The sequence below is a fragment of the Mucilaginibacter sp. A5337 genome, from assembly GCF_059690695.1.
In genome coordinates, this window is sequence record NZ_JCAWEC010000002.1 from 420,443 (window position 1) to 437,174 (window position 16,732).

Here is a 16,732-nt window from a genome sequence, read left to right on the forward strand (position 1 = left end):
AAAATTAAGCTTTATGAGAAAAATAATACTTTTCTTCCAGATATTAATGATCCTGCTCCCGGCAGTGTCATTTGCGCAAAGCCGAACCATAACAGGTACTGTGCGCGATATTACCGGGGTATTGCCGGGGGTATCGGTTATTGAAAAAAGCGTTGCCAATAACGGCGCCATTACAGATCAGAGCGGTAAATTCAGGTTTGTACTTAAAGGAAAATCGAACACTATTATAGTCCGTTTTATCGGTTATATTCCAAGAGAACTCCGGGTATCAGAAGCCGGCCGGATGGATATCATCCTGCAAACCAATACCAATGGTTTGGACGAGGTTGCGGTTGTGGCTTACGGAACAAGAAAACGTATCACTAATACAGGTGCCGTAAGTTCTATTTCCGCCAGTGAAATTCGTACAGTGCCAACAGCCAACGTGCAAAACGCGTTGACAGGTAAGCTTCCTGGTTTCTTTTCACAACAGGCTTCCGGTCAGCCGGGTAAGGATGCATCTGATTTTTATATCCGTGGTGTAAGTTCATTGAACCCTTCAGGCAACCAGCCGCTTATTATTGTGGATGATATCGAATATAGCTATGACCAGCTACAACAAATCAACGTAAATGAGATAGAAAGTATTTCTATCCTAAAAGATGCCTCCACTACTGCAATTTACGGTATTAAGGGAGCCAACGGTGTATTGGTGGTTACCACACGCCGTGGCAAGGCCGGTACACCTAAAGTAAACCTCCGTGTTGAAAGCGGTATACAGCAGCCAACTAAAACGCCGCAGTTTTTAGATTCATATAATACAGCAGTACTAATTAACGAGGCGCAGCACAATGACGGCATTCCGCTTAGCTTTACCCAGCAGGACCTCGACCTGTTTAAAAACGGATCGGACCCATACGGGCACCCCAATGTGGATTGGTATAATAAAATCTTCAAAAAGTACACCTATCAAACCAATGCAAACCTTGATATCTCAGGTGGTACAACAGGGGTGAAATATTTTATCTCCGGAGGTGCCTTAAATCAAAATGGTTTAGTGCGTGACTTTGCCGACCCGCAAAGTTTGGTGAATACCAATTACTATTTTAAGCGTTACAATTTTCGCTCAAACCTCGATTTGAAAGCCAACAAAACGCTTGACTTACGCTTGGATATCACCACCCGTTTCTCCGATTTGAACCAGCCCTACAATGAGAACGCTGTTAGTGAAGTATACAATTTTACTAAGGAAACGCCTTTTACCGCGCCGTATCTTAATCCAAACGGAAGCTATTCATACGCTTATTCATCATTTAACCCCGATCACCTGCCAACGCTAAATGCAAGGCTGGCTACAGGTGGTTATCAGCACTCACGCCGTACGGATTTTAACGTGCTTTTTGGCGCTACTCAACGATTGGATGATTTGGCCAATGGGCTTTCGGTAACAGGTAGGGTAGCATATTCCAGCATAGAGCAGTTTACCAAACAAATTTTTAACGGCGGGATCCCGGCTTATCATTACGACCCTGCAACTAACCAATACGCATTAAGGCCGGGCGCTACATATGTTTATCAAACTTATGCACTAACGGGAAGCACCGATATCAGCACTAATAATTATAACCTTCAGCTTTACGCTAATTACGACAGGACATTCCGTGGTTCGCACCATTTTTCGGGATTGTTATTGTTCAATCAAACATCGCAAACCTATTTTACCTATCCGCTGCTTGATGGTGCGCAGGTGGGTGTTCCGCAGAAATTCCGCGGCGTATCGGGCAAGGTTGGCTATGATTTTAAGCAGAAGTTTCTGTTTGATTTTAACGTAGCCTATAACGGTACCGACCGCTTTGCCGCCAATCACCGCTTTGGTATTTTCCCGGCTGTGAGCTTTGGTTACAATATTGCAAAAGAGTCGTTTTTTGAAAAAGCTATGCCGGTTTTCAGTCTCCTGAAACTGAGAGGAAGTTACGGTTTGGTTGGTTCGGATGCAGCGCCGGGTAACCGTTATGTATACAACCAGGTATATAACCAGGGCGGTGGCTACAATTTTGGAGAAACTGCCCAAAACTACACTACCATATACGAAGGTTCATTGGGTAACCCGACGGTTGTTTGGGAGCGCGCCAAAAAAATTGACATTGGTTTGGATGCCAACTTATTTAACGATAAGATCTCCATCACTGCCGATTACTTCCATGATATCCGTTACAATCAGCTGATCACCCCGGGTAGTGTGCCTGAGATATTAGGTGTTGGCTTACCGGCAGTAAATATTGGTAAAACCCGTAACCAGGGCTTCGACGGGCAGATCAGCTACCACAGTACCCTTGGCAAAGTACAATACAACGTGGGTTTCGTGTTTTCTTATGCCAAAAACAAGATCTTGTTTGAAGATGAGGCTACACCAGCTTATCCATGGCTGGCACAAACAGGCCATTCTATCGGTCAGCAATATGGTTATCATTTCATGGGATATTATACCGCTGCTGATATTGCCGCGATCAATTCCGGAAGCAAATCGGTTCCCGTACCTGATAACGGGATCCCGTTGCAGCCGGGCGATTTGAAATACCAGGATTTAAATGGCGATGGTGTCATCAACGTATTTGATAAAAGACCAATCGGTAATCCCAACCTGCCAAACACTATACTTGGCCTGTCATTACAGGCAGTTTACAAAGGTTTTAGTGTGAGCGTGCTTTTGCAGGGATCATTCAACTACAGTTTCGCGGTTATTGGTACAGGTATCGAACCATTCCAAAGCCAGTTTCAGCCGATACACCAGGAACGCTGGACGCCCGAAAACCCGGTTAACGCGGCTTTTCCGAGGTTAACTACCAATCCAACTTCGGTAAACAGCCCGACCGCCTATTTCTCTGATTACTGGTTGCTGAACGCGCATTACGTTCGTTTAAAAACGGTTGATATCGGCTACCAGCTACCAACTAAACTGTTGCCTTTCAAGATCAATAATGCCCGTATCTATATGAGCGCGTACAATTTGCTTACGTTTGACAACTATAAAAAATACCAGCAGGACCCGGAGATTGCCACCAATACAGCAGGCGACGCGTACATTAACCAGCGTGTAATTAACCTGGGTATCCAGGCAGGCTTTTAATAACCAATACATAAACCACAAGAGAGGCCGGTGCCCCGGGTGCCGGTTCTCTTTTTGTTTTGGCAGATAAACTTTAATTTAGGATATGTTTCCAACCATCGGCGATTTGATATTTTACCTCTTCCATATCCGGATCGGGTTCCCTATCCAAACGCTTGGTTTTTTTATAGCGCTTGCCTTTTTATTTGCCTACATGGTTTTTACTTCTGAATTTAAACGCTATGAAGCCATTGGGAAAATCAACGCGTTTAAGCGTAAGGTGATTGTTGGAAAGCCTGCTTCGGCTGCTGAAATGATCATTAATTTTTTGCCGGGCTTTTTATTTGGTTTTAAGCTTTTCGGGGCTGTTTTTAACTACCAGACATTTGCAGCCAATCCAAGAGCTTATATTCTTTCGCTGCAGGGAAATTTAACCGCCGGAATCCTTATCGGCGGAGCGTTTGCTTTATGGATATATAACGACCGGAAGAAATTCGCGCTGCCCAAACCGCAAACAACAGAGTACATGGTACATCCTTATCAATTAATGGGATTGATTGTTTTTAGCGTTGGCTTTTTCGGCTTTATTGGGGCTAAGTTGTTTGACATTGTGGAGCATTTTGGCAGGTTGCGATATGACCCGCTGGGTGCTATATTTTCTGCCAACGGGTTTGCTTATTATGGCGGGTTGATATTTGGTGCGCTGACTTATCTGTACATCGGTTACCGGCATCGTATGAAACTGGTGCATCTTGCAGATATTGGTTCGCCTGGCATGATGCTGGCTTACTGTATCGGCCGTATTGGTTGCCAGCTTTCCGGTGATGGCGATTGGGGGAAGGTTAATATGCACTTAAAACCCAGTATGTTGAATTGGTTACCCGATTGGATGTGGTCGTTTAGCTATCCGCATAATGCTATAAATTCCGGTATGCCGATACCTGGGTGTATCGGTAATTATTGCAATCAACTGGCTAATCCTGTTTATCCTACACCGTTTTATGAGGCTACATTGTGTATTGGGATGTTCTTGCTCATGTGGGCTTTTCGTAAACGTATAATTACACCAGGCTTTATGTTTTTCCTGTACCTTGTGCTTAATGGTACCGAACGCTTTTTGGTAGAGCAGATCCGCATAAATCCGGTGTATCATTTTTTAGGCTTGCCGTTTACACAGGCGGGCTTAATTGGCTTTTTAATGCTATTGGGGGGATTAACAGGTTTTGCTACCCTGATTATTAAACACAGAACCCATCAGCACAAACATTTACCTGTATTATAAATATCGAAATGAAAAAAAATATCCTTGCTTGTTTAGCTTTTTTGAGCCTGACCTTAACAAACAAAACCTTTGCTCAGAAGGCTGATACAGTTGATATAACCAATATTAAATTTAAAGTTGAGGCCGCGCCTGAATGGTCGGCTTTGTTAAAACGTGATTCGGGCTGGTTTGGCGGCGACGGTATTTATACTATCCCCTTAAATGGCAGGGAGACCGGCCACGCAAAAGCCAATGAGAAAGTGCTTTTTATTTTTAGTGACAGCATGATTGGCGCTGTACGTGACAATACTACAGCGCCCAGAGCTGTAATGATCCATAATGCGGTAGCCGAATTAAAAGGCAACGAGCCTCTGGATAAGCAGATGAAATTTTATTGGGATAAGAATGCCAAAGGCGAACCCGAGTCGGTTTTTATCCCGCATACACCTAACACCGGACTTACAGATTACTATTGGCTTGGCGATGGCTTTGTTGACCAGGCGCTGAATAACAATATCTACATTTTTGGGTACCGGGTTCATAATGTAAGCAATGAAGCATTCGGTTTCAGAGAGGTTGGTAATACGTTGATCAAGATTCCGGCAAACAGCAAACCGCCTTACAAAGACCTCAAGCAAATGGATACGCCGTTTTACCTGATGGACAAAAAGGGAGAAAGTGGTTCGTTTGGTGCAGGAATCTATGTAAATACTAAAGAGGCCGGCGCGCCCAAGCCCGATGGCTACATTTATGTTTATGGAGTGAGAGGAATGGCCAAGCACTTAATGGTTGCCCGTGTTTTACCCAAAGATTTTGAAAATTATAGTAAGTGGACTTTCTACGACGGAAAAGCCTGGGTAAGCGATATGGAACAGGTTGCTAATGTAACCAGCAGTGTATCAAATGAGTTAAGCTTCAGCCCGTTGCCCGATGGCCGTTATGCCTTGATATTCCAGGTAGGGGGGATGACTACATCTGTAGGCATGCGGATAGGAGCAAGTCCAGTTGGTCCATTCGGACCGATCATTAAATTGTGGGATTGCAAACCGGATTTAACCGCCAAAACGTTTGTAGTTTATAATGCCAAGGCACATCCAAGTTTATCAAAGCCCGGTGAATTGCTGATCAGTTACAACATAAACTCCGTTGACTTTTTAAACGACCTGAAGAAATATCCCAACCTGTACCGGCCAAGGTTTATCAGGGTAAAGTTTGAATAGCCAATATTTTAAATGAACTTTCAGGGAGATTCTTTCTGCCGTAATCTTATTTAAAATGTTATTTTGCTAAATCGATTTAATTGTTAATTTTGTTCAGAGGCTAATTATTCTACAAATCGGCCACCGATACCATTATAAACCAATGAAAATACGTTCGCTTATTTGCGCTGTTGCGCTTATTTATGCCGGAAACCTGTTTGCCCAGGAAACTAATCTTGTAAAGTATGTGAACACCCGGCAGGGTACCAATACTAAGTATGAGTTTTCGTACGGTAATACCTACCCGGCTACCTCATTACCTTTCGGCATGAATACCTGGACTGCGCAGACAGGTAAAAATGGCGATGGCTGGAAGTATCAGTATTTTGAGCATACCATCCGCGGTTTTCAGCAATCCCACCAATGTAGCTCATGGGTTAATGATTATGCGGTGTTTTCGCTGATGCCGGTCGCCGGTAAATTGGTTGTCAATGAAGATGAAAGAGCGGCATCATTTAGTCACGATAACGAGATTGCTCAGCCCAGTTACTACAAGGTAAAGCTTGATAACAATATCATCACTGAAATGTCGCCCACCGAAAGGGGAGCACATTTGCGGTTTTCGTTCCCGAAGGGTAAAGCCTCATACCTTGTGTTGGATGGTTACACCAAAATGAGCGAAGTGAAGATCATCCCCGCCGAACGTAAAATAACCGGTTATGTGAACAATTGCCGCTGGGCACCAAAAGATTTCAGGAATTACTTTGTTATAGTTTTTGATAAACCTTTTGCCGATTACGGTACCTGGGAAAATAAAAAGAATACCCTTGCCGCAAAAAATCAAACTGTAGAGGGAGAGGGTGTTGGGGCTTATATCCAATTTAAAGATGGCGAAACCGTGCAGGCTAAAGTAGCCTCGTCCTATATCAGTCCCGAACAAGCTGAACTTACGCTAAATACCGAACTGGGTAAGTTTAAATCATTTGACGATACCCATAAAGCAGCAGACAAGGTATGGAACCAGTTGCTTGGCCGTATGGCCGTTGATGGCGGTACTGAAGATCAAAAGGCTACATTTTATTCCTGTATGTACCATGCTAACCTGTTTTCGCACCAGTTTTTTGAATATGGTAAAGATGGTAAGCCATACTATTACAGCCCTTATGATGGTAAAATTCATGACGGTTATATGTATACCGATAATGGTTTTTGGGATACCTTCCGGGCTCAGTTTCCTTTGAATACAGTGCTGCATCCTAAAATGGAGGGGCAGTTGGTACAGGCGCTGCTTGATGCTCAACAGCAGTGTGACTGGCTTCCCGCGTGGTCATTCCCGGCTGAAACCGGTGGCATGTTGGGGAACCATTCTATATCCTTGCTGGCAGACGCATGGGTAAAAGGCATCCGCACCTTCGATCCTAAAAAAGCCCTGGAAGCCTATTATCACGAAGCAACGAACAAAGGTCCATGGGGTAGTGCTAACGGGCGCCCGGGTTGGAAAGAATATTATACCAATGGTTATGTGCCGTTTACACCGCAAACCCTTGGTTCAACCGCCTGGACACTGGAGTTTGCTTACGACGATTTTTGTGGCTACCAATTAGCTAAGCTTACCGGCAATAAATTTTATGAGGATGTTTTTGAAAGGCAGATGTACAACTACAAAAATCTGTTCGACACAAAAACGCGTTTTATGCGCTCGAAAGATGCACAGGGTAACTGGATTGAGCCTTTTGACCCGATGGATTGGGGCGGCCCTTATACCGAAGGCAATGCCTGGCACTGGACATGGTCGGTTTTTCATGATACGCAAGGGCTCATCAACCTGATGGGCGGGGAGAAGAATTTTACCGCCAAGATAGATTCCGTTTTTACCGAGCCGGGAACCATCAAAGTAGGAGGGTACGGACAGGTAATTCACGAAATGACGGAAATGGCCGAATTTAAAATGGGGCAATACGCCCAAGGCAACGAGCCTATTCACCATTTGCTTTACATGTACAACTATGCTGGCCAGCCATGGAAAGCCCAGCAACATCTGCGCAACGTGATGGATAAAATGTACAACGCGGGCGAAAACGGCTATCCCGGCGATGAGGACGAAGGTCAGATGTCGTCATGGTTTGTATTGAGTGCAGCCGGCTTTTACAGCGTTTGCCCCGGCACCGATCAATATGTGATTGGTAGTCCGCTGTTTAAAAAGATGACTATTGCTTTGGAAAATGGCAAAAAGTTCGTGATTGAGGCTAATAATAACAGCAAGGAGAATGTGTATATTCAATCGGCTACACTTAATGGCAAACCATATACCCAAAACTGGATTACCCAGGCAGATATCATGAACGGAGGAGTATTGCACTTTGAAATGGGGGATAAGCCGGCTACAAACCGCGGGATAGCGCCTGAAGACAGGCCGTTTTCGCTTTCGAAATCTCAGTAAAAAGAAATAAGAAGAATAATGAAAATCGTCATTGCGAGGAACGAAGCAATCCCCGATTTGCAGAGCCGCTCTGTATAGTTTGGGATTGCTTCGTTCCTCGCAATGACGTCTTTTAAATATACACTCGCTAAAACGATTTTATGATCAATATTTACAAATTAAAGAAACTGGCCCTGCTAATTACAACCATGCTACTGTTGTTTAATGCGGCATCGGCACAGGAAATATTTTACCTGAACAACACCAACAAACAAATAACCTGGAAAGTAATGGCACAGGCAGATCTCGGAGCCGACAGCCTCGACATCTACAAAAACGGCTACGCGGCCGCAGATTGGGTGAAGGCCATTGTTCCTGGTACGGTATTCTCATCATATGTAGATGCCGGTTTAGAAAAGGATCCCAATTTTGGAGATAATATTTATAAAGTCGATAAAAAGAAATACGACCGCAATTTCTGGTATCGTACAGAGTTTAATATCCCCGCCAATTTTACCAAACAAAAGATCTGGCTCAACTTTAAGGGTATAAACCGCAAAGCCGAGATCTACCTTAACGGGAAAAAGATTGGCAGTTTAGACGGTTTTATGCAACGTGGGATTTATGATGTAACTAAACTGGTTAATAAAACCAGTGCCAATACATTGGCTGTTTTGGTGTATTGCCCGCTAAACCCATTGGTGAATTATGCCAGTCCAACCTATATTCCCAGCGCCAGTTGGGATTGGATGCCTTACGTTCCAGGCCTTAATAGCGGCATCACTGATGATGTATACCTGACCAATACCGGAAGCTTTATCATCAATGATCCCTGGATTCGTACAGACGTGCCTACCACAGCTCGTGCCGAAGTATCTGTTTCACTTGGCGTGAAAAATAATACTGATGTTTTTCAAACAGGTGTGTTAACAGGCATTATTAATCCTGGAAATATTCAGTTTACCCAAAAAGTATTTGTTGGGGCTAACAGTAATGCCGAGATCAAAATCGATCCTAAACATTTTTCGCAATTGATAATAAACGGCCCAAAACTCTGGTGGCCGAATGGCTACGGTGATGCCAATCTGTATACTTGTAACTTAAGCCTGAAGCTCGGCGATGAAGTATCTGATAGCAAACAGATCAAATTTGGCATCAAGAAGTACAGTTATGATACCGTTGGTCATGTTTTGCATTTGTATGTGAACGGCACCAAAGTGTTTTTGAAAGGCGGTAACTGGGGCATGGCCGAATATATGCTTCGTTGCAGGGGAGATGAATATGATACCAAAGTACGTTTGCATAAAGAGATGAATTTTAACATTATCCGCAACTGGATTGGATCAACTACCGATGAAGAGTTTTATGACGCCTGCGACAAATATGGTATTATGGTTTGGGATGATTTCTGGCTTAATTCTATCCCTAACCTTCCTAATGATGTAAATACTTTTAACGCTAATGCCATCGAAAAAATAAAACGGTTCAGGAACCACCCTTCAATTGCCATTTGGTGCGGTGATAATGAGGGTGAACCTTTGCCGCCGCTTAATAACTGGCTTCGGGAGGATATCAGCGCTTATGATGGTAACGATAGATACTACCAGTCCAATTCGCATGCAGGTAACCTGACAGGCAGCGGCCCGTGGACTAACTTTGATCCGCGCTGGTATTTTAGCCGTTTTCCTAATGGTTTTGGCGGAAACCAGGGTTGGGGCTTACGTAGCGAGATTGGCACAGCGGTATTTACCAATTTTGATAGCTTTAAAAAGTTTATGCCGAAGGATAAGTGGTGGCCCCGTAATGAAATGTGGAACCTGCATTTCTTCGGCCCGTCGGCAGGTAATGCCGGGCCCGACAGGTATGATGACGGCATTAAAAACAGATATGGTGCGGCTTCGGGTATTGAAGATTATTGCCGAAAGGCCCAGCTATTAAACATCGAAACCAATAAGGCTATGTACGAGGGCTGGGAAGATAACATTTGGGAGGATGCTTCCGGCATCATGACCTGGATGAGCCAATCCGCATACCCATCACTGGTGTGGCAAACTTATGATTACTACTATGACCTCACCGGTGCTTACTGGGGAGCTAAAAAAGCTTGCGAGCCGCTGCACATTCAATGGAACCCGGTAAACAATGCCATTAAGGTCATTAATACAACCCGTAACGATGAAAATGGGTTGACAGCTTATGCCGATGTTTATAACAGCGACGGGCAAATCGTAAAGCAATACAGCCTCTCAAAAACTATTGATGCACCATCAAATACCGCCTTAAATTGCTTTATCATGGCTTTTGCCGATAATCGCGAAAACCTTGCATTAAACAAACCGGCTTTTGCGTCATCAACTACTACGGGCGAAGCCGGTTCTGTAACTGATGGTAATTCGGGCAGTAGGTGGGCCAGTAATTCCAACGATGCGGAGTGGATTTATGTTGATCTCGGGAAGGAGCTGGAAATAAACGGCGCTAAATTGAATTGGGAAGAGGCTTATGGCAAAGCTTTCAAAATTCAGGTATCTGATGATGCCAAAAGCTGGAAAGATGTTTATGAAAGCCGTGACGGCCATGTTGGCGTGCAGCAAATCACTTTCGATGATGTAAAAGGACGCTATGTGCGTATGTACGGTTTGCAGCGCGGCTCGGATTGGGGCTACTCACTTTGGGATTTTGAATTGTACGATGGAGCACCTAAAAGCAGCGGCTTTACCGATGTTCATTTTATTAAACTGAAGTTGGTGGATAAAAGCGGGAAACTGGTATCAGATAATTTTTACTGGAGAGGTAATAAACGCACAGATTTCACCGCTCTCAATCAACTGCCAAAAGTTAACCTGAAAGTATTATCAACTACAAAACAAATTAATGGCAAATACTATATAGATGCTAAGATCAGCAACCCATCGTCATCAAAGTCGGCCGCTTTTGCCATTCGCATACAGGCTACCAAAGCAAGTACTGGCGAGCAGATCTTACCGGCCATCATGAATGACAATTATTTTTCGCTCATGAGAGGTGAAACAAAAGATATCAGGATAGAGTTTGATGCGGCATTGTTGGGTAAAGATCATCTGAAATTATTGGTACAGCCATATAATAACCCGGTTAGGATAGAAAATAAATAATAAGCCTTTGGTACATTGAAGTTTTAAACTAATTTACCGGTCCAATTAACATACAAACCTGCATAATGGATTCCAAACCTAAATTTACCGAACGTAAGTTCCTTGTTGTACTCATTTTTGTAACCTCGTTATTTATGCTCTGGGGGATAGCCATGACGCTTGGCGATACTTTGAACAAGCATTTTCAGAATGTATTGCACGTATCAAAGTCGCGCTCGGCTTATGTACAGCTGTCATTATTTGGCGCTTACGCGGTGATGGGCATCCCGGCGGGTATGTTCATGAAAAAGTTCGGCTATAAAAATGGCGTACTTTTAGGTCTCGGCCTTTATGCTGCAGGAGCATTCCTGTTTGTTCCGGCGGCTGATGCTAAATCGTTTGACTTCTTCAGAATTGCATTATTTATTCTTGCCTGTGGCCTCGCTACACTCGAAACCGTGGCTCATCCTTTCGTTGCCTCTCTGGGCGATCAGCGTACCAGCGACCAGCGTATCAATTTTTCGCAGGCCTTCAACGGAGTTGGTGGCGTTATTGGTCCGTTGTTGGGTGGTTACTTTGTTTTAAAAGGAGGGCAGGAGCATTCAAACGACCTGATATCAGTAAAGCATCTTTATATTGTAATTGGTGCTGTGATAGCTTTGGTCGGTGTAGCGTTTTCATTTTTAAAGGTTCCCCCGTTGCAGGATCCGCACGTGGTAGCTGCAGATTCATACGCGGTTGCCTCCGAAGGACATATTGAGGAAAGCCTGTTCAGGAAAAAACATTTTGTATTTGCCGCCATAGCTCAGTTGTTTAATGTGGCTGCCCAGGGAGGTACATGGGCGTTTTTCATTAACTACGGGCACGAAATTATGCATCTGACTGATGAACATGCGGGTTATTATTTTTCCTTAAGTATGGTAATGATGATGGCTGGCCGGTTTATCGGCACCTTCCTGATGCGCTATATAGCCCCTAATAAATTGCTGGCGATATTTGCGCTGGGCAATATCCTGATGTGTATCATTGTGGCGCAAGGTTTTGGCGTGGTTTCGTTTGTGGCTTTGCTGTTTATCAACTTCTTCTTCAGCATTATGTTCCCAACCATATTTAGTCTTGGGTTGAAAAACTTAGGCGCGCAAACTCAAAACGCGTCCTCGTTTATTGTAATGGGTGTTGTTGGAGGCGGCTTGTTTCCGCCCATTATGGGTTTAATCGCTAATCATAATGTAGCTACAGCTTATTACCTGCCTATCATTTGTTATGCGGTGATATTTTTATTCGGTATCAGTTATCCGAAGCTTAACAAGCAATGTATATAATCAAAGTAGCTTAATCGATTTATTTTTATATTTTGGCCAATAATAGCTCAATAATCTATGGTTATTGAGCTATTATATTTTATATTTGATTTTAGCCAATTTTTAGCCGAGTGAAAAAACTATCGATTGTTGATATAGCCAATGAATTAAAGGTTTCTAAAACCACGGTATCATTTATACTGAATGGCCGGGCCAAGGAAAAGCGGATAGGTGAGGACCTGGTGGAGCGCGTTACCAAATACGTTGAAGAGGTGGGGTATAAACCTAACTCACTGGCTAAGAGTTTGCGTACCGGCAAGTCAAATACCATTGGTTTAATGGTTGAAGATATTTCAAACCCATTTTTTGCCAGCATTGCCCGGCTTATTGAGGACAGGGCTTATAAAAACGGGTACAAGATAATTTATTGCAGTACCGATAATGATACACAAAAAACCAAGGAGTTGATCAATATGTTCCGCGACAGGCACGTGGATGGTTATATTATCGCTCCGCCCGAAGGTATTGAAGATGATGTGGAACAGCTGCTAAAGGCCGGATTACCGGTGGTGATGTTTGACAGGCATTTACCAAAGGTAAATACGGATTATGTTGAAGTCGATAATCTTTTCAGTACTTATAATGCCACCCGGCATCTGATACAGCAAGGTTATAAAAACATTGCCTTTGTTACGTTTGCTTCTACACAAACACAAATGATGGCCCGTGTACAGGGCTACAAAGATGCATTGAAGGAAAGCCGTTTTGTTCCGGTAATTAAAGAAATAGTCTTTAACCAGGATGAAGAAATGATCATTAAACCGATGACTGCCTTTTTCAAAAAATATAAAGATCTTGACGCGGTAGTTTTTGGTACCAACCATGTAGGTACCTGCGGATTAAAAGTATTTAATACAATTGGTATTAAAGTGCCGGAAGACATGGCTGTTATATCATTTGACGATTACGATGTTTTTAAGTTGTATTCGCCCCCGGTAACGGCTATAGCCCAACCGGTTGATGAAATAGCTGATAATGTGATCACAGTTTTGCTCAAAAAATTGAATACAAAAGGAGTTAGCACAGCTTCGCATTCTATAATTCTTAAAACCAATCTGCAGATCAGAGGCTCATCGTACGGTTTAAAGGTTGATTAATTTTAAAAGAACCATATATTAGCAGTCGTAAGTGATACACTTGCAGAGGCAGGTTTTCTGTAACGGGGCATCCTTTTATTATCTTTAATAAAAATTTACTGTTATGACACGGGCTTTTATTATAAAAAATAAAGCGAGAATGGTTTTGGCTTTAGCTGTGCTTACCGCTATGCTATTATTAGCTAACTGGAATGGGCGGGACAATGTTAAAGCGTTGGATAAAACGCTGACGTCCATCATGAACGACCGCCTGCTGCCGGCTACTTTTGTACATGAAATAAGCAACAGGCTTTATGAAAACAAACTAACTGCAGCGGCTTCAGGTCCGGATGCCCAGGCCAAAATCAGCAGTAATTATGCAGCTATAGAAACACTGGCAAAGAAATATGAAGCTACTCAATTAACGAAAGAAGAATCGGCAAAGTGGAAGACTTTCCGCACTCAGCTGACTAATCTTAGGAAACAGGAGGCGGACAAAAACAACGCCGAATATGTTTTTACCCAGGCCCTTAAATCGCTCGATCAGCTTATAGCAATACAGGTTGGCGAGAGTAACCGCTTGCTTCAAAGCGGACAAAGAAATGTAAGTTCGAGTATAGTTACTGCCAATTTCGGTGTTGTTGTTTGCATTTTGCTCGGACTGTTTATCATGGTGCTGCTAAGCGCCCGGGAGCAAATGATTTTAAGGCAGGACGAACGGCATTTGCTTAATTAAAAGCTTAAATGATAGAAGCCAGACTTACGAAGTTTTTAAAACTTCGTAAGTCTTCAGCTGCTTGTATTTAAATAACCATAACATTTTCACCGCCTTTAAGTATATATGTTTTTGATTCCCATTCAAAAACACCTGATGTGTGCCGCGGTAAACTGATCCGTATTTTCCACCTGTTGTTTTCTAAAACGTAACTCACCGTTACCTTGCCATTGGGATGAGGAATCTCGCCGCCTGCTTTGGTCAATGTCCCTAAACGGGGTTCAATCTTTATTTTGCTAAATCCGGGGGCATAACTGTCGATGCCTAAAACTGTTCTGAAAAATTCAATATTGGGACTGCTTCCCCATGCATGACAGTCCGACCGGCTATATTTAAGGTCGGAGTATTCGGCCCAGGTAGTTAATCCCATTTTGATGTTATCGCGCCAAATACCAAGCCAATTCATATAGTCGTTTCCTAAACCACCCTTTACCAATGCCTGGTGCAGGTAGTATTTGAAATAGATGGTACATTGGGTTAAGGAGGTATCGGCTAATAATTTTTTAGATAACGCAGTTAGATCCGCGTTTTTTACCATGCCGGTAAGTATAGCCAATGAATTGGCATGCTGCGAAAAATGATCTTTATCCTTCGTATCGGCATACAACATCTTGGCCGGATCCCAATATTTGCGTTGAATGGTTTGTTTTAGTTTAGCGGCTTGCCTATTGTACAAAGCTGCATAATCGGGTAATCCCATTTTAGCTTCCATTGCGGCGGCCCATTGGTAAGCCCACAGTAGCTGCAAATCAATAATGGCCGAACTGCCATCTGTACCTTTTGGCGGCGAACCAACGTCCCAGTTTTTGCCGCTGGCCCAATCCACAAATGTCCAATACGGGGTGTTTTTTAATGAACCATCGGCTTGTTGGTATTGGCTGAAGAATTTTAACACAGCCCGTTCGCCATCCAGTTTATCTTTAATAAAAGTACTATCGCCCCGGTACATCCAATAGTCATGCAGCATGCCTATATCCCATAACGAAAAAGTTGAAATGATTTGGGTATCATGAGTAGGATAGCGGCTTTGAGTAACACCTTCGGCTAAACGCGAATGGTCCATCAGATTGATGGCATTACGCGCAAGGCGGTCATCGCCGCTGTAGTAATAGGAAATCATTGCCTGGATACGGGTGTCGCCAATGTATTGTAACTGTTCGTAATAGGGGCAGTCGGTATAAGTTTCAAATGCATTCAAACGGGCAGTACGCCAGCCAATGTCAAGGATCTGTTTTATCTCCTTGTTATCGGTATTAAAAACAGCACTTTGTTTAAATGGATACCCGGTAAAGGTGCCATACAAATCGTTGATAACCAATGGCTCATTTTGTGTATGTATAATTAAACGGATGTAACGAAAAGTCCGGAAATTGAGTGTTGTATATGATTGCGCTGTACTACCATTGGAGATGAGGCTATCCTTTCTGCCCGAAAAATCTTTACCCGCCACATCATTGCGGTTACCTTTCCGCATGCCGTATTTACTTAAATTATCAAAAAGAGACTCTGCATAGCTTAGAGAAATGCCGGCATCTTTTCCGCCGCTGAAATTAATGGTAGGGTAGGCATTGGTGAGATGCGTTTGATCGAGCAGCACGGTAACCGTAGTGTTGGCAGGGATAGTCAATGGTGCTTTGTTGCCCGGAAAGGTTGGAGGAACATCCATTCCGGTAGCCTTACGTATGGTTGGGATTCGTTCATAGATCAACTCCCGTTGCGGAATTGATGAATGCACCAATTGCCATCCGAAACCATCCCATTGTCCTTTCAATTGCCCACCGAAAAGATTAGCTGCATTTGGCCAGGTGGTATCATCAAAATTGGGTGAGTACCAGTTCATAATGCTTTTATTCATATCTACCATTTCGCCGGTGCTGGCTGCAAAATAGCCCCAGATGGGTTGATACCCTTTGTCCTGTGTGCTTTTCCAGGTATTATTGGTATTCAGGATTTCTTCGGTTGTTGTGTTACCTTGTATAATGAATGCAGTACGCACGCTAATCTGCGCCTCCGGGCGATATTGGGCCTCGTTCCATACCAATGCGGCTACAGTGTTTTTCCCGGCGGTGAGGTAAGGTGCAAGATCTACTGTTTCGTAGTTCCAATAAAAGGTATCGCCCCGCGCTGGTCCAAGGGATACTAATGTACCGTTTACATAGAGCTTATACCGGTTATCGGCCGATACATTAATAATAAAGCTGGCCGGCTTATTAGCAAGCTGAATGCTTTTGCGAAAATAATAAATGCCGTATTCATTCCCGGTGATGCCAGGTACAGAGATCCATTGCGCGTTCCATGCCCGTTCTTCTGGCGGATGAAGGATTCGTGCATTACTGTTTTGTGTTAAAAGGATGATTGTTGCCGATAAAATGGAAAGTAGAAAACGTTTCATGCAGATTAAATAGGTTATTTGGTAATGGCCCAGGCTGGTTTTTCCTGTTTATGT

The 16,732-nt window shown here is 43.4% G+C and carries 9 protein-coding genes; 8 read left to right on the top strand and 1 reads right to left on the bottom strand.

The genetic code is table 11. The annotated features are described in order from the left end of the window. Positions 1-13 precede the first annotated feature (13 nt). From AC59JO_RS06670 to AC59JO_RS06705, 8 genes are all read left to right on the top strand, one after another. Positions 14-3,106, top strand: coding sequence for a SusC/RagA family TonB-linked outer membrane protein (locus AC59JO_RS06670; protein WP_497304261.1), 3,093 nt, complete (start codon positions 14-16; stop codon positions 3,104-3,106). Between the two features lie 85 nt (positions 3,107-3,191). After that, complete coding sequence (locus tag AC59JO_RS06675) at positions 3,192-4,367, top strand: prolipoprotein diacylglyceryl transferase (protein WP_497304263.1); 1,176 nt, start codon at positions 3,192-3,194, stop codon at positions 4,365-4,367. 8 nt (positions 4,368-4,375) lie between these two features. Then, positions 4,376-5,566, top strand: coding sequence for a DUF5005 domain-containing protein (locus tag AC59JO_RS06680; protein ID WP_497304265.1), 1,191 nt, complete (start codon positions 4,376-4,378; stop codon positions 5,564-5,566). Between the two features lie 142 nt (positions 5,567-5,708). Next, positions 5,709-7,985 carry a GH92 family glycosyl hydrolase gene (locus AC59JO_RS06685; RefSeq protein ID WP_497304267.1) on the top strand — a complete coding sequence of 759 codons (2,277 nt, stop codon included), beginning with the start codon at positions 5,709-5,711 and terminating at the stop codon, positions 7,983-7,985. A 140-nt stretch (positions 7,986-8,125) separates the two neighbouring features. Continuing rightward, entirely contained in the window at positions 8,126-11,095 is a 2,970-nt protein-coding gene (locus AC59JO_RS06690; RefSeq protein WP_497304269.1) for a discoidin domain-containing protein, read from the top strand. Positions 11,096-11,160: 65 nt separating this feature from the next. After that, on the top strand, positions 11,161-12,396 hold the full coding sequence (gene fucP, locus AC59JO_RS06695) for an L-fucose:H+ symporter permease (protein WP_497304271.1): 1,236 nt from the start codon (positions 11,161-11,163) through the stop codon (positions 12,394-12,396). 110 nt (positions 12,397-12,506) lie between these two features. After that, positions 12,507-13,532, top strand: a complete 1,026-nt coding sequence (locus tag AC59JO_RS06700) for a LacI family DNA-binding transcriptional regulator (RefSeq protein ID WP_497304273.1) — start codon at positions 12,507-12,509, stop codon at positions 13,530-13,532. Between the two features lie 103 nt (positions 13,533-13,635). Continuing rightward, on the top strand, positions 13,636-14,247 hold the full coding sequence (locus AC59JO_RS06705) for an MCP four helix bundle domain-containing protein (protein WP_413668225.1): 612 nt from the start codon (positions 13,636-13,638) through the stop codon (positions 14,245-14,247). 67 nt (positions 14,248-14,314) lie between these two features. Here the strand turns inward: AC59JO_RS06705 and AC59JO_RS06710 are convergent, their stop codons facing one another. After that, positions 14,315-16,678: an alpha-L-rhamnosidase-related protein gene (locus tag AC59JO_RS06710; protein ID WP_497304275.1), complete on the bottom strand. Its 2,364-nt coding sequence runs from the start codon at positions 16,676-16,678 to the stop codon at positions 14,315-14,317. Positions 16,679-16,732 lie beyond the last annotated feature (54 nt).

What these genes read in the sequence shown, in the direction of transcription:
- AC59JO_RS06670 (WP_497304261.1), top strand. Translation starts at nt 14, where the DNA reads ATGAGAAAAATAATACTTTTCTTCCAGATATTAATGATCCTGCTCCCG.
- AC59JO_RS06675 (WP_497304263.1), top strand. Translation starts at nt 3,192, where the DNA reads ATGTTTCCAACCATCGGCGATTTGATATTTTACCTCTTCCATATCCGG.
- AC59JO_RS06680 (WP_497304265.1), top strand. Translation starts at nt 4,376, where the DNA reads ATGAAAAAAAATATCCTTGCTTGTTTAGCTTTTTTGAGCCTGACCTTA.
- AC59JO_RS06685 (WP_497304267.1), top strand. Translation starts at nt 5,709, where the DNA reads ATGAAAATACGTTCGCTTATTTGCGCTGTTGCGCTTATTTATGCCGGA.
- AC59JO_RS06690 (WP_497304269.1), top strand. Translation starts at nt 8,126, where the DNA reads ATGATCAATATTTACAAATTAAAGAAACTGGCCCTGCTAATTACAACC.
- fucP (WP_497304271.1), top strand. Translation starts at nt 11,161, where the DNA reads ATGGATTCCAAACCTAAATTTACCGAACGTAAGTTCCTTGTTGTACTC.
- AC59JO_RS06705 (WP_413668225.1), top strand. Translation starts at nt 13,636, where the DNA reads ATGACACGGGCTTTTATTATAAAAAATAAAGCGAGAATGGTTTTGGCT.
- AC59JO_RS06710 (WP_497304275.1), bottom strand. Translation starts at nt 16,678, where the DNA reads ATGAAACGTTTTCTACTTTCCATTTTATCGGCAACAATCATCCTTTTA.